20 protein-coding genes and 1 pseudogene are annotated in these 19,581 nt (G+C 66.5%); 15 read left to right on the top strand and 6 right to left on the bottom strand.

The window, feature by feature from the left end:
• Positions 1–8: 8 nt before the first annotated feature.
• The 3 genes from GPT34_RS11225 to GPT34_RS11215 are packed head-to-tail and all read left to right on the top strand — an operon-like array spanning position 9 to position 1,547.
• Complete coding sequence (locus GPT34_RS11225) at positions 9–629, top strand: nitroreductase (RefSeq protein ID WP_291012328.1); 621 nt, start codon at positions 9–11, stop codon at positions 627–629.
• A gap of 7 nt (positions 630–636) precedes the next feature.
• Complete coding sequence (locus GPT34_RS11220; protein WP_291012273.1) at positions 637–951, top strand: ribonucleotide reductase subunit alpha; 315 nt, start codon at positions 637–639, stop codon at positions 949–951.
• Complete coding sequence (locus tag GPT34_RS11215; RefSeq protein ID WP_291012271.1) at positions 948–1,547, top strand: hemerythrin domain-containing protein; 600 nt, start codon at positions 948–950, stop codon at positions 1,545–1,547. The genes GPT34_RS11220 and GPT34_RS11215 overlap by 4 nt, the downstream gene beginning before the upstream one ends.
• 34 nt (positions 1,548–1,581) lie before the next feature.
• Here the strand turns inward: GPT34_RS11215 and GPT34_RS11210 are convergent, their stop codons facing one another.
• Positions 1,582–2,619, bottom strand: a complete 1,038-nt coding sequence (locus GPT34_RS11210) for a cupin domain-containing protein (protein WP_291012269.1) — start codon at positions 2,617–2,619, stop codon at positions 1,582–1,584.
• A 335-nt stretch (positions 2,620–2,954) separates the two neighbouring features.
• Here GPT34_RS11210 and GPT34_RS11205 point away from each other — a divergent pair, with 335 nt between their 5' ends.
• From GPT34_RS11205 to GPT34_RS11190, 4 genes are all read left to right on the top strand, one after another.
• Positions 2,955–3,458, top strand: coding sequence for a hypothetical protein (locus GPT34_RS11205; protein ID WP_291012267.1), 504 nt, complete (start codon positions 2,955–2,957; stop codon positions 3,456–3,458).
• A 79-nt stretch (positions 3,459–3,537) separates the two neighbouring features.
• Positions 3,538–4,971 (top strand): pyruvate kinase, encoded by a 1,434-nt coding sequence (pyk, locus tag GPT34_RS11200; RefSeq protein WP_291012264.1) that lies wholly within the window; start codon positions 3,538–3,540, stop codon positions 4,969–4,971.
• 204 nt (positions 4,972–5,175) lie between these two features.
• Positions 5,176–6,240 (top strand): class II fructose-bisphosphate aldolase, encoded by a 1,065-nt coding sequence (fba, locus tag GPT34_RS11195; protein ID WP_291012262.1) that lies wholly within the window; start codon positions 5,176–5,178, stop codon positions 6,238–6,240.
• Positions 6,241–6,362: 122 nt separating this feature from the next.
• A complete protein-coding gene (locus tag GPT34_RS11190) occupies positions 6,363–7,271 on the top strand; it encodes a phosphoribosylaminoimidazolesuccinocarboxamide synthase (protein ID WP_291012260.1) in 909 nt (302 codons plus the stop codon).
• A 24-nt stretch (positions 7,272–7,295) separates the two neighbouring features.
• Here GPT34_RS11190 and trxA read toward each other — a convergent pair whose 3' ends face one another.
• The gene (trxA, locus tag GPT34_RS11185) at positions 7,296–8,204 is read right to left on the bottom strand and encodes a thioredoxin (RefSeq protein WP_291012258.1); all 909 of its coding nucleotides are present in this window, start codon (positions 8,202–8,204) and stop codon (positions 7,296–7,298) included.
• Between the two features lie 136 nt (positions 8,205–8,340).
• On the opposite strand from trxA, the gene purE reads away from it, so the two are divergent.
• From purE to GPT34_RS11165, 4 genes are all read left to right on the top strand, one after another.
• The gene (gene purE, locus GPT34_RS11180; RefSeq protein ID WP_291012255.1) at positions 8,341–8,826 is read left to right on the top strand and encodes a 5-(carboxyamino)imidazole ribonucleotide mutase; all 486 of its coding nucleotides are present in this window, start codon (positions 8,341–8,343) and stop codon (positions 8,824–8,826) included.
• Complete coding sequence (locus GPT34_RS11175; RefSeq protein ID WP_291012253.1) at positions 8,823–10,055, top strand: 5-(carboxyamino)imidazole ribonucleotide synthase; 1,233 nt, start codon at positions 8,823–8,825, stop codon at positions 10,053–10,055. The genes purE and GPT34_RS11175 overlap by 4 nt, the downstream gene beginning before the upstream one ends.
• 2 nt (positions 10,056–10,057) lie before the next feature.
• A complete protein-coding gene (locus GPT34_RS11170) occupies positions 10,058–11,077 on the top strand; it encodes an L-threonylcarbamoyladenylate synthase (protein WP_291012251.1) in 1,020 nt (339 codons plus the stop codon).
• Between the two features lie 107 nt (positions 11,078–11,184).
• Positions 11,185–12,045: an SGNH/GDSL hydrolase family protein gene (locus GPT34_RS11165; protein ID WP_291012248.1), complete on the top strand. Its 861-nt coding sequence runs from the start codon at positions 11,185–11,187 to the stop codon at positions 12,043–12,045.
• A 76-nt stretch (positions 12,046–12,121) separates the two neighbouring features.
• On the opposite strand, the gene GPT34_RS11160 is transcribed toward GPT34_RS11165, so the two are convergent.
• From GPT34_RS11160 to dacB, 3 genes and pseudogenes are all read right to left on the bottom strand, one after another.
• Positions 12,122–13,237: an SGNH/GDSL hydrolase family protein gene (locus GPT34_RS11160; RefSeq protein ID WP_291012246.1), complete on the bottom strand. Its 1,116-nt coding sequence runs from the start codon at positions 13,235–13,237 to the stop codon at positions 12,122–12,124.
• Between the two features lie 167 nt (positions 13,238–13,404).
• Positions 13,405–13,662 (bottom strand): annotated as a pseudogene (locus GPT34_RS11155) (SemiSWEET transporter); the annotation flags it as partial.
• Positions 13,663–13,719: 57 nt separating this feature from the next.
• The gene (gene dacB, locus GPT34_RS11150; RefSeq protein WP_291012244.1) at positions 13,720–15,234 is read right to left on the bottom strand and encodes a D-alanyl-D-alanine carboxypeptidase/D-alanyl-D-alanine-endopeptidase; all 1,515 of its coding nucleotides are present in this window, start codon (positions 15,232–15,234) and stop codon (positions 13,720–13,722) included.
• Positions 15,235–15,364: 130 nt separating this feature from the next.
• Between dacB and tsaB the strand changes: the two genes are divergently transcribed.
• From tsaB to GPT34_RS11135, 3 genes are all read left to right on the top strand, one after another.
• A complete protein-coding gene (tsaB, locus tag GPT34_RS11145; RefSeq protein ID WP_291012241.1) occupies positions 15,365–16,195 on the top strand; it encodes a tRNA (adenosine(37)-N6)-threonylcarbamoyltransferase complex dimerization subunit type 1 TsaB in 831 nt (276 codons plus the stop codon).
• A gap of 112 nt (positions 16,196–16,307) precedes the next feature.
• Entirely contained in the window at positions 16,308–16,805 is a 498-nt protein-coding gene (gene rimI, locus GPT34_RS11140; protein ID WP_291012326.1) for a ribosomal protein S18-alanine N-acetyltransferase, read from the top strand.
• Positions 16,806–16,882: 77 nt separating this feature from the next.
• A complete protein-coding gene (locus tag GPT34_RS11135) occupies positions 16,883–17,683 on the top strand; it encodes a uracil-DNA glycosylase (RefSeq protein WP_291012324.1) in 801 nt (266 codons plus the stop codon).
• Between the two features lie 9 nt (positions 17,684–17,692).
• Here the strand turns inward: GPT34_RS11135 and GPT34_RS11130 are convergent, their stop codons facing one another.
• Positions 17,693–18,580 carry an EamA family transporter gene (locus tag GPT34_RS11130; protein WP_291012238.1) on the bottom strand — a complete coding sequence of 296 codons (888 nt, stop codon included), beginning with the start codon at positions 18,578–18,580 and terminating at the stop codon, positions 17,693–17,695.
• Between the two features lie 78 nt (positions 18,581–18,658).
• Between GPT34_RS11130 and pyrF the strand changes: the two genes are divergently transcribed.
• A complete protein-coding gene (pyrF, locus tag GPT34_RS11125; RefSeq protein WP_291012236.1) occupies positions 18,659–19,504 on the top strand; it encodes an orotidine-5'-phosphate decarboxylase in 846 nt (281 codons plus the stop codon).
• Positions 19,505–19,581: the final 77 nt, after the last annotated feature.

Genomic DNA, 19,581 nt, shown 5'->3' with positions numbered 1-19,581 from the left:
TGTTGCCGATGTCAACGAACCCCATGCCCCATGCGCCGCGCACCGACTGGCCCCAGGTGGTGGGGGAACTGATCCAGGCGCGGCAGACCATCCTGCCCAGGCGCCTGGTGGCGCCCGGCCCCGACCAAGAGCAGTTCCACGCCATGCTGGAAGCCGCCAGCGCAGCGCCCGACCACGGCCAGTTGCTGCCTTGGCGATTCGTGCTGGTGCCCGAGGCGCAGCGCGCCGCCTTGGCCGAAGTTTTTGCTCAGGCGCTGACCGAACGCGATGCGCTGGCCACCGACGAGCAGCGCGAGCAGGCGCGGGAGAAGGCGTTTCGCGCGCCCCGGCTGCTGCTGCTCGTGGTCGATGCCGCGTGTGGCGACTCCGAGGTCGACCTGTCGGAGCGACTGCTGTCGGCGGGTGCGGCGGTGCAAAACGTGATGCTGGTGGCCACGGCGCTCGGGTTTGGCTCGGCGCTCACCAGCGGCAAGGCCTTGAAGTCCGACACCTTACGGCGCGCTTTGGCGTTGCGCGAGCCCGAGCAGGCCGTGTGTTTCCTCAGCATCGGCACGGTCGCCTCGCGCCAGCCTGTGCCGCCCCGGCCGGCCGTAGCCGACTACCTGTCCACCTGGGGCAGCCACCCCTGAATGCACCATGACCCTCTGCACCGTCGACCAACTCCTGCAGGCTGTCCGGGTCGAGCCCCGGCCACAGCGCCCATCGTTCGTGTTCGCCGCCGTCGAACTGCGGTCTTTCGCCGGTCTGGCGCAAGAGGCTGCGCAGTTCGGCAAGCCCTGGGGCATGGTGTTTGCTGCCGCGATGTCCGGGCTCGCCGGCCAGGCGCCCACCAGTGCCGATGCAGACCAGCCGCTTCAGCGCATGGTCGAATCCATCCGCGAAGGGCGCTTGCAGGCCTACATCCCGTTTGACCCGCAGGGCCAGGCGGTGCAACTCGGGTCAGCGCCATGACCAGCGCCATTCCTGTGTCTGCCATCGGCCTGCCGGGTCACCACGCGCCCGCGGCCGGTTACGAGGCGCCGTTCGAGATGCTGGACGCCTGCCACGAGCGCGTCGAGCGCATGCTCGGCCTGATCCAGCGCCTGCAGCAACACCTGGTGGAACAGGGCTGTGACGCCAGCGCGCGCCAGGCCGCGCAGGATGTGATGCGCTACTTCGACCTCGCCGCGCCGCTGCACCACGAAGACGAGGAGCGCCATGTGTTTCCCCCGCTCATGGCCGGCCCCGATGCCGCGGTCAAGGCCCTGGTGCTGCGCCTGATCCAGGACCACCGCCAGATGGAGCTGGCCTGGGTCGACGCGCGCTCCGTCTTGCAGACCGTGGCCGATCACGCCAGCCAGCCTGGCGCTAGACCATGGACCGGACTCACGGTTTGGCACCAGGTCAAGCTCAACGATTTCGCCCGTCTCTACCGGCAGCATCTGGACGACGAAGACCAGGTGGCCTACCCCGCTGCACGGGGCCTGCTGAGCGAGGCTACCCTGTTGACGATGAGCGAGGACATGATGAGCCGCCGCGGGATCTCACCCAAGTCTGAGCAGGGCTGAGTGCCACGTGCATGGGGTTGGCAGCAGGACTTGGCTACCGGATTTCGTACACACCCAGTTTCTGGTGCAAGGGCGTTTCGTCGGCCATGAACAGGAACGCCGGCTGGTCGGGCGATCGGTTCTTCAGTGTGATGGCGGTGTAGCCGGGCGCGCAGCAAGTGTCGGCTTCGGCCAGTGTGAAGGTCTGCGCCTCGACCTGAACCTCGGTGTCGCCTTCGATCTGGTGCAACACGGTGGCAGGCGATCGCGCAGGCAGCGGCAGGGTCTGACCCGGGCGCAGCATCAGAGCGTAGAACCCGAGGATGTTTTCGCAGTGTGCGCCGGTTTCGGGGTTGGTGTAAGTGACCTGCACCGCGTCGAGTGCTGGCTGATCGGCTGCCAGCGATTCCAGCGCAGCGCGCGCGTCGGCCCAGGGGTAACGCAGCATCGGGTAGGCCTTGTGCGCGCGTTGAAACACCGGACTGGGCACGACGCCGCCGCGCGCATAGGCCCTTTCGCCGCGCTGCGGCTTCACAGTCTGGCGTCCGCCATTGACGTGGTAGCTGGCCTCCATGTAGTGCACCAGCGGCAGGTCGAGCACATCGAGCCACACCACCGGCTCGGTGCCGTCGTGACCATGCTCGTGCCACAGGCCAGTGGGCGTGAGAATGAGGTCACCGCGCACCATCTCGCACTTTTCGCCGTCCACCGTCGACCAGGCCCCGGTGCCCTCCACCACCATGCGCACCGCGTTGGGCGTGTGGCGGTGGCTGGGCGCCCACTCGCCGGGCAGCAGCAGCTGCATGCCGAGGTAGATGGCCGCGCTGGCTTGCATCCTCTCCAGCCCGTGGCCGGGGTTGGCCAGCACCAGCACGCGGCGCTCCGCTTTTTCAATCGGCGTCAGCTCGCCGGCCTTCAGCAGCAGCGGGCGGATGGTCTGGTAGGGCCAGTGCGTGGCGCGGGTCTGGCGCGTGGGCACGTCGGGTGGCAACACGCCGCGCAGGCTGGGCCACAGCGGCACCAGGTTGTGCGACGCGAGTTCGTCGCGGTAGTCCTGCGGCAGGTCTTCGAGTCGGCCGAGTTCGTGGCTCATGGGAGTCTCCTGAAATGTCGGCGAGCAGTGCCTGGATCCGGTGAATGCCGAGGAACCCGCTTCGCCGGGCCGCAGGCCTTGCTCCTCGCCAATCTTGCCGCTGTCCTTCATCACCATGCCCGCGCCATGGGTCAGCGGTTGCAGTGTGGCACGGACGGTATTAGCGGTATTGCCCTGAACACGACGCCGTCAAACCCGGTCATGACCCGCGCACGCTGGCGTCCGACAAAATGGTGGCTACTGCTGCACCCTCGACGAGGCCCCGGTTTCGTGGTTTGCAGGGCCTCTGGATGTCCCCGGAACCCGGTGCTACTCGCGTGCGTCACACTCTCATCATGAAGCAACTGTTGACCTGTCTCGCCCTTTGCGGGGCCATTTTCTCTACTTCGGCCCAGACCTTGTGGCGCGGTGCACCGATGAACGCCAGTCCGGCCGAGATACAGGCCCTGATCGCCGAAGCGCAGGCCACCACGCCCGAGCGCCGCAGCCGGGAGACCGGCGCGCTGCTGGAAATTCCCAGCTACCCCATCGCGGGCGAAAGTTTCGCGGTGACGTTTCTTTTCGAGGCAGAACGCTTGCAGCACATCCACCTCGTGGCTCGGCCGGGTTCCCGCGAGCGCACCCGCGCGCTGGCGCAGGAGCTCAGCACCTCGCTGCGCGCTCGCTACGGGTTGCCCATCAGCACCAAGGCCCGACAGGACGCGCTGCCCGGCGCGATCGATCTCAGGTGGGCCTTTCGCCGCATGACGGTGCAGCTTCAGGTGCCCGATGGCGAGACGGTGGACCTGCTTTACAGCACGGCTATCCCGAGCCGACCTCTGACGGGTAGTGGCTTGTAACCTGGTGGTAACTGGTTTCACCGATAATTGAAATCAAATTACAACCCGGGTGATTCCCCACCTTTCGGAGACCGTTTTCATGCCCCAGCGCGCCACCAAGATCGTTGCCACCCTCGGCCCTGCATCCAGTTCGCCCGAGATGCTCGAAGCCATGATCCGCGCCGGCGTGAACATGGTCAGGCTCAACTTCTCGCACGGCACGGCGCAGGACCACATCGACCGCGCGACGCTGGTCCGCGAGGCCGCGCAGCGCGCTGGGCGCGAGGTCGGCATCATGGCTGACCTGCAGGGGCCGAAAATCCGAGTCGGTAAGTTTGCCGACGGCAAGGTGATGCTGGAGCCGGGCGAAAAGTTTGTGCTCGATGCCTCGCGCACCGAGCCCGGTGACCTGGGCGGCGTGGGTCTGGACTACAAGGAGCTGCCGCGCGATGTGAAAGCTGGCGACACCCTGTTGCTCAACGACGGCCTGATCGTGCTCACGGTGGACAAGGTGGCAGGACCGGCGGTGTACACCACCGTGAAGTTGGGCGGTGAGTTGTCCAACAACAAAGGCATCAACAAGCAGGGCGGCGGCCTGACGGCGCCGGCGCTCACCGCCAAGGACATGGACGACATCCGGACCGCCATGGGGTTGAAGGCCGACTACGTGGCGGTCAGCTTTCCCAAAAACGCCACCGACATGGAGCTGGCGCGCCAGCTGTGCAACGTGGCGGGGGCCGCAACCGGCCACAAGCCGGGCCTGATCGCCAAGATCGAGCGCGCCGAGGCAATTCCCGAACTGGCCAACATCCTCCAGGTGTCCGACGGCATCATGGTCGCGCGTGGTGACCTGGCGGTCGAGGTGGGCAATGCGGCCGTGCCCGGCCTTCAGAAACACATGATCCGGCTCGCGCGCGAGATGGACAAGCTGGCCATCACCGCCACCCAGATGATGGAAAGCATGATCCTGGCCCCGGTGCCCACGCGTGCCGAGGTGAGCGACGTGGCCAACGCCGTGCTCGATGGCACCGACGCGGTGATGCTCAGCGCCGAAACTGCCGCCGGCAAGTACCCGCTTGAGACGGTGGTGGAGATGGCCAACATCTGCCAGGAAGCCGAAAAGGCCGAGTACGCCGAGCTGGGCGCCGACTTCAAGGGCAAGACCTTCAAGCGCATCGACCAGACCATCGCCATGGGCGCCCTGTTCACCGCCCACCACCTGGGCGCCAAGGCCATCGTGGCGCTGACCGAGTCGGGCTCGACCGCGCTCTGGATGAGCCGGCACAACGTGCGCATGCCGATTTACGCCGTGACCTCCAACCAGGCCGCCCAGCGCCGCATGACGCTGTACCGCAACGTGCGCCCGCTGCTCATGGACACCAGCGCCGACCGCGACACCGCGCTGGCCGATGCCGAGGCCCACCTCAAGGCGCGCGGGATCGTGCAGACGGGCGATATCTACGCCATCACGGTGGGCGAGCCCATGGGCTCACCGGGCGGCACCAACACGCTCAAGCTCTGCAGAGCTTCGTAACCCCCTGCGCTGCTGCGCGGCCTCCACCCAGGGGGGGCGCTGCCTCTGGCCCGGCCAAGCTGGTTCCGCGGCCGCCCCGAGTGAGGCTCCCGTTCGCACCGCTGATTTCGCTGATGGTGCCGCCCTTGGCCGGGTTCGGTTCTGCTCGCCTTAAAATTCGCTGAGTTACCACCCGGTTACCAACCGTTTTCTAAGGGGATATTCATGGCGCTCGTTTCCATGCGCGAACTGCTCGACCACGCTGCGGCCAACGGCTACGGCATTCCAGCGTTCAACGTCAACAACCTGGAACAGGTGCAGGCGGTGATGGCCGCGGCGGACGAGGTGGGTGCGCCGGTGATCCTTCAGGCCAGTGCTGGCGCGCGCAAGTACGCGGGCGAGCCTTTCATCAAGCACCTGATCTTGGCAGCTTGCGAAGCGTTTCCGCACATCCCGCTGGTCATGCACCAGGACCACGGCACCAGCGTCAAGGTCTGCGAAGGCGCGATCGCACTGGGCTTCGGTTCGGTCATGATGGACGGCTCGCTGATGGAAGACGGCAAGACGCCAGCCTCCTTTGATTACAACGTGGACGTCACGCGCAAGGTCGTCGACATGGCGCACAAATCGGGTGTCACGGTCGAAGGCGAGCTCGGCTGCCTGGGCAACCTGGAAACGGGTGAAGCTGGCGAAGAAGACGGGATCGGCGCCGAAGGCAAGCTGGACCATAGCCAGATGCTGACCGACCCTGAGGAGGCCGCCACGTTTGTGAAAGCCACCCAGCTTGATGCCTTGGCGATTGCCATCGGCACCAGCCACGGCGCCTACAAGTTCAGCCGCAAGCCCACTGGCGACATCCTGGCCATCAGCCGCGTGAAGGAAATCCACGCCCGCATCCCCAACACCCACCTGGTGATGCACGGCTCCAGCAGCGTGCCCCAAGACTTGCTGGATATCATCAACCAGTACGGCGGCAAGATGAAGCAGACCTACGGCGTGCCGGTGGAAGAAATCCAGGAAGCCATCAAGCACGGCGTGCGCAAGATCAACATCGACACCGACGTGCGCCTGGCGATGACGGGCGCGGTGCGCAAGTTCCTGGCAGAGAACCCCGACAAGTTCGACGCCCGCGAGTGGCTCAAGCCCGCGCGCGAGGCCGCCAAGCAGGTCGCCAAACAGCGCTACCTGCAGTTCGGTTGCGAAGGCCAGGGTGCCAAGATCAAGGGTGACAGCCTGAGCGTGATGGCCTCGCGCTACGTCAAGGGTGAGCTCGCGCAGCAGGTGGTTTGAGCGGTCGCCGCTGCCAGCGAATGGGGGCCGCGCGAAGTTGCGATAATCGGCTTGAATAGCCGCCAGCCCGTTGACTGTTCGACGGGCTTTTTTCTTGGCCGTCTCTTTTCCGGCGATCGATCATGACTTCCGCTCTCCACACCTCCGCCCTGAACTCCTTGCCGCTGCTGGCGCGCGGCAAGGTGCGCGACAACTACGCCGTGGGGGATGACCGCATCCTGATGGTGGCCAGCGACCGCATCAGCGCCTTCGACGTCATCATGGGCGAGCCGATTCCAGGCAAGGGCGCGCTGCTCACGCGCCTGTCGCTGTTCTGGTTCGAACGACTCGGCCCTCAAGGGCTGAACATCTGCCCGATTCACCTCACCGGTGATGCGGCCGAGAGTGTGGTCAGCGTGGCGGAAGCGCCGCAGGTGAAAGACCGGTCTATGCTGGTGCAGCGCCTCAAACCGATTCCGGTGGAAGCGGTGGTGCGGGGTTACCTGGCCGGTAGCGGCTGGAAGGAGTACCAGGACAGCCGCTCGGTGTGCGGCGTGGCGCTGCCTGATGGGTTGCAAAACGCATCCAAGCTGCCCGAGCCCATTTACACGCCAGCCGCCAAGGCCGAGATGGGTGAGCACGACGAAAACATCACCTTCGAGGAGACGGTGGCCATGGTCGGCGCCGATGTGGCGGGGCAGATTCGCGATTACGCGCTCCGGCTCTACCAGGCAGCCGCCGCGATCGCGCTGGACAAGGGCATCATCATTGCCGACACCAAGTTTGAATTTGGTCTGGACCGCGAAGGCCGGGTGGTGCTGATGGACGAGGTGCTCACACCCGACAGCTCGCGCTACTGGCCGCTGGAGAGCTATGTGGTGGGGCAGAACCCGCCCAGCTACGACAAGCAGTTCCTGCGCGACTGGCTAGAGGCCGTGCGCATCAACGGCAAGCCCTGGGACAAGTCCCCGCCGGCGCCGCGTCTGCCCAAGGACGTGATCGAAAAGACCGCGGCCAAATACCAGGAAGCGCTGACGCGGCTGGTGGGCTGAGGCTGGAGGCTCTGCGCGAGCCGATCAGCTGAGCACGACGCTGGAGAGGCGGCGCCGGTAGGTCGCCACCGTCGGGTCTTCCGGTGGCACCTGACCCTCAGCCACCTTGGGTTTGGGTGGATCGATGACGTCGAGGATGGCGATGTAGGTCTTGCGCGCCAGGTCTTCGTTCCACGATTTGTCTCGCATCAGGATGTCGAGCAGCTCGTCCATGGCGTCGGTCCAGTGGCCCTGCGCCATGTGTTGCTGGGCGAGCGCGAAGCGGGCTTCAAAGTCGCGCTTGTTGGCGGTGATCCTGGCCTGCAGCGCGGCTGTGTGGGCAGCAGCATCGGTCACATCGATTTGCGCGTCGCGTGCTGCCATCCAGCGCTGCAGCGAATCGAGCCGGCGCACCGCGAGCGCCTTGGCGATCACCGGTGCAAACGCCACCTTGGCATCGTCATCTCGATCCAGTTGCAGCAGCAGCTTGACGAGGTCGAAGCGGGCGTCGTCGTTGTTGGGGTCCGTGTTCACCGCGAGCTGCAGCTTCTCCAGGGCACCCTCGGTGTCGCCTGCGGCAAGTGCGTCCAGTGCTTCGGCTTCTTCTTCGATCGCGGCCAGCTCTTCGACGGCAGGCAGGTGCTTGTCCAGAAAGGCTTTGACCTGGCCCTCGGGCAGCGCACCCATGAAGCCGTCAACCGGCTGGCCGTTCATGAGCAGCACGCAGGTCGGGATGCTGCGCACGCCAAAGGCCTGGGCCAGCTGCTGCTCCTGGTCGGAATCGATCTTGACCAGCTTGAAACGGCCAGCGTACTCGGTCTCGACTTTTTCCAGAATCGGACCGATCACTTTGCATGGGCCGCACCAGGGGGCCCAAAAGTCGACCAGCACGGGGGTCTGCATCGAGGCTTCGATGACCTCGGTTTCAAAGTTGGCAATGGTGACGTTGTTCATGGGTACTTGGCTTGAGGTGGCGGTTCGCAGGTCGATGCGGGCGCAAACGTAAAATCGGTACTTTACCGGAGGCAGGCCAGCGGGTCGGTCTCTGTTCCCCAGCCCCGCCCGCCGGCGGCGTGCACAAGGCAACCCGATGAACCCCATTCACGTCGGCGTGGTCATGGGCTCCAGCAGTGACTGGGACACCATGCAGCACGCAGTGCAAATCCTCAAGGACTTCGACATCCCGCACGAGGCGCGTGTCGTCTCTGCTCACCGCATGCCGGACGATATGTTTGCCTACGCTGAGGCAGCAGCGGGCCGAGGCTTGCAGGCCATCATCGCCGGTGCCGGTGGCGCTGCCCATTTGCCGGGCATGCTGGCGGCCAAGACGGTGGTGCCGGTGCTGGGCGTACCCGTGGCCAGCAAACACCTGAGCGGCGTGGATTCCCTGCACAGCATTGTGCAAATGCCCAAGGGTGTGCCAGTGGCCACGTTTGCGATCGGCCAGGCGGGTGCTGCCAACGCAGCGCTCTTTGCGATCGCCTTGCTTGCCAACCACGATGCGGCGCTGCGTGAAAGACTGGTCGCTTACCGCGCCGAACAAACCGCCGCTGCGCGCGCCATGACACTGCCATGAGCCTCAAACCCATTCTTCCCGGCAGTACTTCGGCCACCGGCCAGCAGATGACGCTGGGTGTGATGGGGGGCGGACAGCTCGGCCGCATGTTTGTGCAGGCGGCGCAGGCCATGGGCTATTTCACGGCGGTGCTCGATCCGGACCCCGCCAGCCCGGCTGGTCTGATCAGCCACTTCCACATCCAGACGGCTTTTGACGACGAGCAGGGCCTGGCCCAGCTGATGCAGCGCTGTGAGGCCATCACCACCGAATTCGAAAACGTGCCGGCGCCTGCGCTGGTCACGCTGGGCGCACACCGCCCGGTCGCGCCGTCGGCCGTGTGTGTGGCGCTGGCGCAAGACCGGGTGCTGGAGAAGGCGCGTTTTGTGAAATGCGCGCCGGTGAGCGGCGTGTTGCCAGCTCCCCACGCCGTGGTCGACAGTGCCCAGGCGCTGGCCGCGGTGCCAGACGATGTGTTGCCTGGCATCCTCAAGACCGCGCGCCTGGGCTACGACGGCAAAGGCCAGGTGCGCGTGGCCACGCGCGAGGCGCTGGCCCAGGCCTGGTCCGACCTGGGGCAGGTGACCTGTGTGATCGAGAAGCTGCTGCCGCTGCAGGCCGAGTGTTCGGTCATCGTGGCGCGCGGCGCCAACGGCCAGCGGGTGAGCTTCCCGGTGCAGGCCAACACCCACCGCGACGGCATCTTGGCGTTGACCGAAGTCTATGAAGGCGTGGTGCCGATGGGGCTGGCCGAACGCGCCACAGCCAGTACGCTCGCGATTGCCGACGAACTGAACTACGTGGGCGTATTGTGTGTCGAGTACTTCATCGTGCCTGATGCGGCGGGTGAGCCCGACCTGATCGTCAACGAAATGGCGCCGCGCCCGCACAACAGCGGCCACTACACCCAAAACGCCTGCGACCTGTCGCAGTTCGAGGCCCAGGTGCGCACGCTAGCCGGGCTGCCCCTGCCCACGCCGCGCCAGCACAGCCCGGCCATCATGATCAACCTGCTCGGGGATCTCTGGTTCGAGCCCAACGGCGTGCGCAGCCAGCGCAGCGAGCGGCCGGTATCGCCGCCCTGGGACCAGGTGCTGGCCCTGCCGGGCACGCACTTGCACCAATACGGCAAGCTGAGCCCGCGCCCAGGCCGCAAGATGGGCCACCTCAACATCACCGCATCCAGCGTGGAGCAGGTGCGCGCCACTGCGGCGCAGGTGCTGGCACTGCTGGGTTTGCCCGCGCTCTGACCATGCCGCTGCGCCTGCAGTCTGGCGAAGCTGGCGCCATCGAGGCCGCGGCACAGCGCCTGGCCGCCGGTGGGCTGGTCGGTATGCCCACCGAAACCGTCTACGGCCTGGCCGCGCGGGCGGACGACCCTGAGGCCGTTCGGCGCATTTTTGCGGCCAAGGGCCGACCCGCCGACCATCCGCTCATCGTGCACCTCGCGCCTGCGCCCACCGCAGACGCGCCCGGCTGGCGCGACGCAGTGTCGCCGTTTGCCTCCGAGGTGCCCGAGTTTGCCGTCGCGCTCATGCAGGCCTGCTGGCCAGGGCCGTTGACCCTGATCCTGCCGCGGCGGCCGGAGGTGGCCGAGGTCGCGGCCGGCGGGCAGAACTCGATCGGCTTGCGCTGCCCGGCGCACCCGGTGGCGCAATCGCTGCTGATCGCCGCGCAGGCCGCGGGCATGGCCGGCGTGGCGGCGCCCAGCGCCAACCGTTTTGGGCGCGTGAGCCCGACCACGGCGGAGCATGTGAGGGAAGAGTTTGCCGATCTGGGCGACGACGAGCTGCTCATCCTTGACGGCGGCGCCTGCCCGGTCGGCATCGAGTCCACCATCGTCGATGCCACGCGGGGCGTACCGGTGCTGCTGCGCCCGGGGGCCATCACCGCTGCGCAGATCGAGGCCATCACCGGCCTGGGTCTGCGGCCGCGCGATGAAGCCTCGCCCCGCGCCTCCGGTACGCTGGTTTCGCATTACGCACCCCGGGCCAAGGTGCGGCTCATGCCGGCCCAGCAACTGCAGGCCGCGCTTGATGTGCTGGGTGCCGACGCCAAAAACATCGCGGTCTATGCCCGCACAACCTTGCGGGCCGGGCGAGGCGTGGCGGTGCGGCGCATGCCCGACGACGCGCCGCGCGCCGCCCACGAGCTGTTTGCAGTGCTGCGCGAGCTCGACGCCACCGGCGTGCCGCTGATCTGGGTCGAAACGCCGCCTGTTGATCCGGCCTGGGCCGGGGTGAGCGATCGCCTGCAACGGGCCGCGGCCTGAAGCTGAATGATCGCCATTTGCCAGCCAGCGGCGGCAAGTCGATAAACTAGCTGCTTACCCTCAACGCCCCGGGTCGTCCCGATCCGGAGTGTCAAGAGAAAGCCTCCATGAAATCCCATCCCCTCCGTACCTTCCCGGCGCAGAATTCGCGCCGCCGCTTCCTGCAAGGCGGCCTGCTCACGGGCGCCGCCGCGTTGGCTGGCCCTGCGCTGCTCAGCGCCTGCGGAGATGGCGACATCGTCTCAGCACTGAACCCGTCGCGCATCCGTGTGCTGGGGGACGGCCTGAGCTTCCTGGGCAGCCCGCGCTTCACCGTCAACGACGGCTCGGCCCGACTGTGGGTGGACCAGATCGCAACCCGCTACGGGCTCACGCTCACCGCTGCCGACGGATTCGCTGCGGGCAACGCGACGGCAGCAGACATCGCCGGTCAGATCGCCGCAGCGGGCGCACCCGGCGCGAACGACCTGTTCCTGATCAATGCGCCCATGGAGGACATCTTTGTTTCCAGCGGCTCCACCGCAGCGGCGACAGCGGCCGGCAAGACCCTGGCCGACTCGGTGCGTAGCCTGATTGCCTCAGGCGCCAAGTTCGTCGCCGTGGCGGGCGTGTACGACCTGGGCAAGGCGCCTGAGGTGGTCACGCTCGGACAGACGGCGGCATTTTCCGCAGCGGCGCTGGCGTTGAACAACAGCTTCAAGGTCAACGCCGAGGACCTGGGTGCCAACCTGTTGTTCATGGACCTGGCCTTCTATGTCAACGAGCTGATCCGCATCCCGGGCACCTATGGGTTGACGAACGTGACCACCGCCGTCTGCACCACGCCCACAGCTGAGACTTGCACCACCGGCACGCTGGTGGACCCCAACTACGTCGACTACCTGTTTGCCGACGGTCGCCATTTCACACCCGAAGCCCATCGGTTGTTCGGCGATAACGCCTTCGATCAGATCATCCGACGCTGGTGAGCCAACGATCACCCATGAAGAAAGCCGACCCAAGGGTCGGCTTTCTTGTTGGTCTGGCCGAGCGCTCAGGAAGCTATCACTTCCAGCCTCTGGCTTCCAGCGCCGTGGTCACCAATTCACCCATGAGCTGGTTGGTCCTTGGGGTGCCGTGGAAGTTGTCGGAAAACACATAGGTCTGCCACCAGTTGATAGCGGTTTCCCCGGCCGGAAAAGGTGCGGTATTGAGCAGAATATCGGTGCAAGCGCCGATGTTGTAGGTGGGCAATCCCTGAACATCGGTTCCAACCTGCGGGCAGGCCGGTGTGGTGACGTTGGTTAGTCCATAAGCCGGATCGGTCGGGTTGCTGACCCACTTGTTGAGTTCTGCATAAAAGTCCACCACGGCCACTTTGCTGCTGCTGATGAAGCGGCTCTTAAGCTGGGTGTTGAAAGCCACAACCCAGCTATTGGCCGCACTCTTGACTGCTGCGGCTGTCGCTGGGTCAGTGGTGGCGCTGATTCCAGCCAGCAAGGCAAGGAATCGGGGCGTCACGGTCACATCAGGTGCCGTGATGACCACCACGCGTTGCGCACCTTTGGCCAGCGCCTCTGTATCGATGGCGTCGGCCAGCCGATTGGCCAGCGCGGTCATGTAGGTCACGCCGACCGGAACCAGATCGGCGCTGGGAACCGTAACGCCCAGTTCACCGACGAGTGCGCCGAATGAAATGCCACCATCGGTCTGCGCGTTCAAATAGGCGCCTACCAAATCTGCGGCGTCGTTGCCGCCTCCATCGACCAGCAGCAATTCTTCGGGACCGTAGTTGCCCGATGCCGCAATGTCTTTGAGCTGCTGCACCACCGAGAACGGTGTTGTGTCGCCTGGCAAACCCGTCGGGTTGATGCGTCCACCGCCGACGCCGTAGCTGGTGCAAGAGGTCGCGGTGGGATTGAGTGCCACGGTGGTGGCACTCGTGGCGGCATACCGGGGGCAGAGGGCTGGCGCGTTGACGGCAGCGGCCACACGATCTGTCCAGATCATGGCGGTGGGCGTGGTTTGCACCGTGAATTTGAAGCCAAAGGTCCCGCTGTCGTTCAGGCTGTCGCCAGCCACCTTGACTGCGGTGGTCTTGACAGGAGCAGGGTCACCCCCGCCACAGGCGGCAAGCAACAAGGCCGCGGCGAGGGCGGCCAACTGGTGTCGGATCAGCATGGGAAAACTCCGGGAAGGTGACGGGATGGCGCAGGATAGCGACGAAAAAGAACGCTCGTTCTTTTGTGAATGCTAGTGGGTGGCGTGTATTTGCTGCAGAGGGTAAACACGAGGAGATGCAGTTTGCAAGTTGGCCTGCAGATGGCCACCTTTCGCGCTGGGCTGGGCTGACGTCCGAACCGAAGCTTCATGGTCAGAATGGCGAACGCTAGGGCCAGCGTGATGGCGTTGGCGAACACCACGGGCCAAGCTTCCAGCATCAGCCCATAGATCAGCCACAGAAAGATCCCGAGGGTGAAGCAGGCGTACATGCCGAGCGAGATGCCGCTCACGTCGCGCGAGCGAAGCGTGTGGCAAACCTGCGGCACAAAACTCACGGTGGTCAGAAAAGCAGCGGTATAGCCGACAAGCTCACCGAGCGGCATGATTTGCAAAAAGGAGGTTGCGAGGGCAGCAGTGTCTGCGATCCCTTGCAGGCGGTCTCAGTCCGGCAGCCCCGCCGCCCATTCCACCAGGGCTTCCAGTGCCGGACGAGCAGCCGGGGCGTTGGGGTGGTTGACGAAGCCAACGACCACGTAGCGCGTGCCGTTGCGGGCGTTGACGTAGCCGGCGATGCCGGTCACGTCGCGCAGCGTGCCGGTCTTGAGCCAGGCGTTGCCGCGGGCTGTGCTGTCGCTGCTGCGCGCCATGCGCGCGGCCGTGCCGCTGACGCCCGCCACCGAGAGGCTTTGCACGAACTGCGCGCCTTCGGGGTGGCGAGCCGCGCGTTTGAGCAGCTCGGCCAGGGCCTCGGGCGTGATGCGTTCGGTGCGCGAGAGGCCGGCGCCATTGTCCATGGTGGGCGGAGCCGAGCGGATGCCGAAAGTGGTGGTCCACCAGTGGCTGATCACTTCTCGGGAGCGCTCGAAGCGACCGGTGCGCATCGGCTGCAGTCGCCCGCGCGGCTCGGTCATGGTGTCGACTCGCGTCGGCGACAGGCGGCCCAGCGTGAGGAAGACCTGCTGCGCCATCACGTTGTTGCTCCACTGGTTGACGTCGCCAATGATCGCGGACAGCGGCAGGGATTCGGCGCTGTGCAGCAGGCGCGCGCCCGGTGGGGTGAGGCCGGCGCGCACCTGACCGGTGAGCAAGCCGCCGCTGGCACGCCACAGCCCTTCCATGGAGCGAACGGCGTAGCTGGCCGGGTCCTGATAGGCCACGGGCCAGACGCGCTCCCCGCAGCTGGCGGGGTAGCTGCCCAAGAAGCGGATCGCATCGGCGGTGTCGAACCGGGCCTGCAACGATTCGCGCCAGTCGCCACAACCGCGTCTCACCAGGGGCACGGTGGCATCGATCGCCAGCCCGGCCAGCGGCGGTTCGCTCAGCACATGGGCCACGCCAAATGCGGGATCGGGGCGGAAGGTGAGCACCACCGATTTGAAATTGACCAGCAAGGCGTCGGGGCTGGCGTTGTAGGGCCGCAGGGATTCGCCATCGAATGCGCCGGGGTCGTGGTCGGGCAGCTCGAAAGCGCTCTGGTCCAGCACCATGTCGCCCAGAATCACGCGCACGCCTTTGTCCTGCAAGGCGATGAAGGCGGCCGTCAGCCGCTCCAGCACCAGCTTCGGGTCACCGCCGCCGCGCACATAGAGGTTGCCGCGCAGTGCGCCCTGGTCCACCGTGCCGTCGGTGAGGAACTGGGTATCCCAGGTGAAGTCCCCGCCCAGCAGGTCGAGCGCCGCGTAAGTGGTCACCAGCTTCATCACCGACGCGGGATTCACTGGGATATCGGCCCGGTGCCGCAAGCGCTCAGCCAGCGGTGGATCGACCGGCACCACCAAGGCCGAGACCGCGCTCTGTGGCACCTGCGCGCGCTGAAGTGCAGCGCTCATCGCAGGCGGCAACTGGGCGCAGGCCGGAAGGGCCAGGCCTGCCAGCGCCGCCGCCAGCAGCCTGCCAGCCCAGGGGCGCGTCAGGCGAGTCGCGAGCGGGTGCAGGGTGATAGCGGATGTGACCATGTGAAATCCATTATGCGGGGGGCACCAGCAGCGGCAAGCTGCCATCGACCCCAGCAGTCGGGTTTGTGGCCAGAAACCATTCATAGGTCACGCCCACTTTGTTGCATGGGGGCTGGCCGATAATCGGTTCATGCCTGCGCCGACCTTGAAACTGCTCGCCATCGAGACCAGCACCGACACTCTGTCGGTCGCGCTGGGCAGCGGCGCGCCGGGCCAGCCGATGTGGCAGCACACCGGACCTGGTGCCGCTCAGGCCTCGCTGACCTTGCTGCCGGTGATCCAGGCGCTGCTGGCAGAGGCCGGCTGGTCACTGCAGGTACTGGACGCACTGGTGTTTGGTCGTGGCCCCGGTTCTTTCACCGGCTTGCGCACGGCATGCGCCGTGGTGCAGGGGCTGGCCTATGGCGCGCGCACCCCACAGAGGCCCGACGGTCTGCCGGTGCTGCCGGTCGACACGCTGAAGGCACTGGCGGGTGAGGCGCTCGCCAGCCAGTCCGAAGCCGGTGGCCCCGCGCCGCGGCGGATCGCTGCGCTGCTCGATGCGCGCATGGGCGAGCTGTACGTGGCGGCTTATAGCCTGGGCGATGACGGTCTGGTGGAGCATTCGCCACCCCGGCTGTGTGCCCCGGCCGACTTCGCGGACTGGTGGCGCGATGCCTGGCCCGCCGACGCAGGGCATGACGTCCGCAACGATCTGCTCGCGGGCAATGTTTTCGATGGTCATGGAGCCGAATTCAGCCAGGTGCCAGGCAGACGCCAGCCTGCTCTGCCCACCGCGCGTGCGCTGTTGCAACTGGCCCCGGCAGCGCTGGCGGCGGGCGAGGCCGTGCCGCCGCACCAGGCGCTCCCCCTGTATGTGCGGGACAAGGTGGCCCAGACCAGTGTCGAACGTGAGCAGTTGCGCCGCGAACAACTTGCTCGACTGGTAGCGCCCGCGCCAGTGGCGCCGCTCGATGTCTGAGGCGCGGCTGATGCAGGCTCCAGGTGACCCATCTGCTGCGCTGGTGCCGCCGGGGCTGCCCTGGCCGACGGCAGCCCAGCCGTCCGGCGAGCGGCGCGCCTGCTTTGCCCCGATGACCGAACACGATCTGGACGCGGTGCGCGCAGTGGAGGTGGCGGCCTATGCCCACCCCTGGTCCCGCAAGCACTTTGCCGACTCCCTGGCCGCAGGCTATGCCGCGATCTTGTTGCTGGGCGAGGCACTGCCCGGTGAGGTGGTGCATCCGGTGCGTGCCGATGGCCGGGTGCTACTGGGTTACTTGGTGGCCATGCCCGGCGTGGACGAAATGCACTTGCTGAACATCACGGTCGCGCCCGCGCAGCAGCGTCAGGGCTGGGCGCGTTGCCTGCTGGACGCGCTGGTACTGTGGTCGCGGGCAGGTGGTGCGCAGTGCCTGTGGCTGGAGGTGAGGATCGGCAACACCGTGGCGCGCCGGGTCTATGAGCGCTACGGCTTCACCCAGGTTGGCTTGCGCCGGGGCTACTACCCGGCCAGTCAGTTTCAGCGCGAAGATGCGGTGGTGATGAGCCTGCCGCTGGTACCCGCGTCAGACAAGGGCGCCGCCGCGTGAACGAGAACCCGCCCGATTCTCGCGACGAGTCGCCCGACACCTCGTTCGTGCCCAGGCTCGACGTTCGCCAGCGCGCCATGCTGGCCGAGATGGGGGTGCGAGTGTGGGCGCCGCGTGAAGACGCATCTGCGCGCCAGGCCACCGAACCTGTGCAGACGGATCGCGCAGCGGCGGCGGCACCGACTGTGGCCGTGCGCCAGCGCGCAGATGCGTCACCGCAGGTTGTGGTGCAGGCATCCCCGCCGCCAGCCGACCTTCCTCAAGTTCCCCTGCCCGACGGCGTGGACCAGATGGACTGGGCCACTCTGCAAGTCACGGTGGCCAGCTGCCGTGCCTGTGGACTTTGCGAGAGCCGGCAAAACACCGTGTTTGGCGCTGGTGACACCCAGGCCGACTGGATGGTGGTCGGCGAAGCGCCGGGCGAAAACGAGGACCGCCAAGGCGAGCCTTTCGTCGGCGCCGCGGGTCAGCTGCTCGACAACATGCTGCGCGCCGTGGGCCGCAGCCGCAGCGGCGTGGGCACTCAGGGCGCGTACATCGCCAACGTACTCAAGTGTCGCCCGCCGGCCAACCGCAACCCCCTGCCCGCCGAAGTGGCGCAGTGTGAGCCCTACCTGGCGCGTCAGGTCGCGCTGCTTCAGCCGCGCCTCATCCTAGCCATGGGCCGCTTCGCGGTGCAGGCCCTGCTGAAGACCAACGAGCCGATCGGCAAGCTGCGTGGCCAGGTGCATCAGTACCGGGGCGTGCCGGTGATCGTGACCTACCACCCGGCCTACCTGCTACGAACACCGACCGACAAGGCCAAGGCCTGGGCCGATCTGTGCCTCGCGTTGGAGACCGTGGGCGCGCCGCCTGGGCCGGTGTCAACCAAGGACTGACCTGCACCCTCAAGCGCGCACTGCCCGGCTCGGCCACAACACCGTCGCGATCGCCAGCACCACCAGTGCCACCGCCGCCCAGTCCTGCCAGTGCAGGGTCTCGCCCAGCCACCAGGCGCCGCTGAACACGCCCAGCACCGGAATGAACATCACCGAGAGGGTGGAGGCGATGGGTGGCAGGTCGCGCGCCAGCATCAGCCAGGCCACTTGAGCAAAAGCAAAAATGGCCAGCGCGTTGTAGATCACGGCGCCCCAGACCGGTGGCGCGGGCCAGCTCCAGGCGCTGCGCTCGAACAGCACGGCCAGCAGCGACATCCAGATCGCGGTAAACAGCGTCATCCAGAACGCGAGCGCCAGTGTGGGGGCGGGAATGATCGTGCGCCGCATCAGCTGCGTGCCCACGGCCCAGCCTGCGGCGGCCATCAGCATCATGGCTACGCCCTCCGGCCGACCTGAAAACTGGGTGATCTCGTGCCAGAGCAACAACACCACCCCCAGCGCGGCAGCGGCCACACCCCCCCAGGCGCGCGGAATCAGGCGCTGGCCGAACCAGAGCGCCCCGAAGACGGCGGAGAACACCGGCATGGTGTAGCCCAGGATCGCTGCGCGCCCGCTGGAGAGCGACTGCACCGCGAGGATGGCCAGCGTGTGCCAGAAAAACATGTTGAACACGGTGAGCAAGGCAAGCTCGCGCCAGTGGGCCCGAGCCACGGTGAACGGCACCCGGCGCCAGATCAGTACCACGGCCAGCACCGGCAGGCCCATCCAGATGCTCAGGCTGCGAAAGCTCAGCGGCGGGAAGCTGGAGACACCGAGCTTGAGGATGGGCCAGTTGACGCCCCACACCAGCGTGATCAGAACGAGCAGCGTGACTTGCCGGCGAGTGGGGGATTGCATGCGGCGATGGTAGCGGCGCCCGCGGGCTCGCGTGGTCGCGGCGCTGTCGCTCAGGGCGCAACCGTAAAATCCAGCTCCATGACATTTATCGAGATGCTCGGCGCGGCCGAGGTGCGCAACCGGTCGATGCTGTGTGTCGGCCTCGATCCCGACCCCGCCCGTTTCCCTGGCTCTCTGAAAGGTGACGCCAGCCGCATCTACGATTTTTGCGCCGCTATCGTCGAGGCCACGGCCGACCTGGCGATTGCTTTCAAACCGCAGATTGCCTATTTCGCGGCACACCGAGCCGAAGCCCAGCTTGAGCGGCTGATGGCGCATATGAAGCGCGAGGCGCCGCAGGTGCCGGTGATCCTGGATGCCAAGCGTGGCGACATCGGCAGCACCGCCGAGCAGTACGCTATTGAAGCGTTTGAGCGCTATGGCGCCGACGCTGTCACCCTCTCCCCTTTCATGGGCTTCGATTCGGTACAGCCCTACCTGAAGCACCACGGCAAGGGCGCCTTCTTGCTGTGCCGCACCTCGAATCCCGGCGGCGACGATCTGCAAAACCAGCGCCTGGCGTCGGTGGAAGGCCAGCCGCTGCTGTACGAACACGTGGCCCGTCTGGCCCAGGGGCCCTGGAATCTCAACGGGCAACTCGGTCTGGTGGTGGGTGCGACTTACCCCAACGAAATTGCCCGGGTGCGCGAGCTGGCACCCACTTTGCCGCTGCTCATTCCCGGTGTGGGTGCGCAGGGGGGTGACGCGCTGGCCACGGTTCGCGCCGGCCTTCGATCGGATGCCGCAGGAATGACGACTGGTGCCGTCATCGTTAACTCGTCTCGCGCCATCCTGTATGCGTCCAGCGGCGAAGATTTTGCCGCCGCGGCGCGTCGAGAAGCCGTACGAACACGAGATGTTCTGGCCGCGGCGCGCAACGCCTGAGCGACGGGAGGCGGACGTTTCAGCCTCAGCGGTGGGGTACTGGTGCGCTTGAGTTGCAGCCCGCCGCCAGGCTGGTA

This window comes from Hydrogenophaga sp. (genome assembly GCF_011390835.1).
Lineage (GTDB): Bacteria > Pseudomonadota > Gammaproteobacteria > Burkholderiales > Burkholderiaceae_C > Hydrogenophaga.
The sequence above is the reverse complement of the archived record's forward strand: the minus strand, read 5'-3'. Positions and strand labels throughout refer to the sequence as shown.